General features: G+C 44.5%; 2 protein-coding genes. Both read right to left on the bottom strand.

The annotated features are described in order from the left end of the window. Positions 1-165, bottom strand: a 165-nt coding sequence (locus Q1A47_RS20550) for an ATP-binding cassette domain-containing protein (RefSeq protein ID WP_299632752.1), incomplete at its 3' end; no start/stop codon positions are given. Then, a partial coding sequence (locus Q1A47_RS20545) for an oligopeptide/dipeptide ABC transporter ATP-binding protein (protein WP_366141157.1) occupies positions 162-659 on the bottom strand: 498 nt, incomplete at its 5' end. The genes Q1A47_RS20545 and Q1A47_RS20550, both read right to left, overlap by 4 nt.

Genomic DNA, 659 nt, shown 5'->3' with positions numbered 1-659 from the left:
TGTTCTTCCCGTTGTCGACTTTCCACAGCCAGATTCGCCTACTAATCCAAAGGTCTCCCCTTTATAAATATCGAAAGTGATTCCGTCAACGGCTGTAATGATCTTTTTTCTACCTGCTTTGAAATGTTTTTTCAAATCCTTCACCTGTAATAATTTTTCCGTCATCGTCGGTCACCACCTTTATTACCGGTATTCGCAAATCCCTGCATTCTCCGTTTTACCGATGCTGGCGGCTCGATTTTCGGTGCGTCCTCATGGAGTAGCCATGTCGCTGCATAGTGTGTGTCAGATACCTTAAACATCGGCGGCTCCATGACGGTGTCAATTTCTAATGCAAATTCATTACGTGGGGCAAAGGCATCGCCCTTTGGAGGATTCAGCATATCCGGTGGACTTCCAGGAATCGCAAATAATTCCTCTTCATCACTGTCCAGCGTTGGCATCGAACCTAGTAGCCCCCATGTGTATGGGTGCTTCGGATTATAGAAAATATCATCTGTTGTCCCAATTTCGACAATTTTTCCAGCGTACATCACCGCCACTCGGTCTGCAATATTAGCTACAACACCAAGGTCGTGCGTAATAAAAATAATTGCACTATCCGTTTCCTTTTGAATATCCTTCATCAGCTCTAAAATCTGTGCTTGTATCGTCACATC

It is taken from the genome of uncultured Virgibacillus sp. (assembly GCF_947495635.1).
GTDB lineage: Bacteria > Bacillota > Bacilli > Bacillales > Amphibacillaceae > Virgibacillus > Virgibacillus salarius.
Note: the sequence above shows the minus strand (reverse complement) of the source record. Positions and strands in the feature narration are given on the sequence as shown.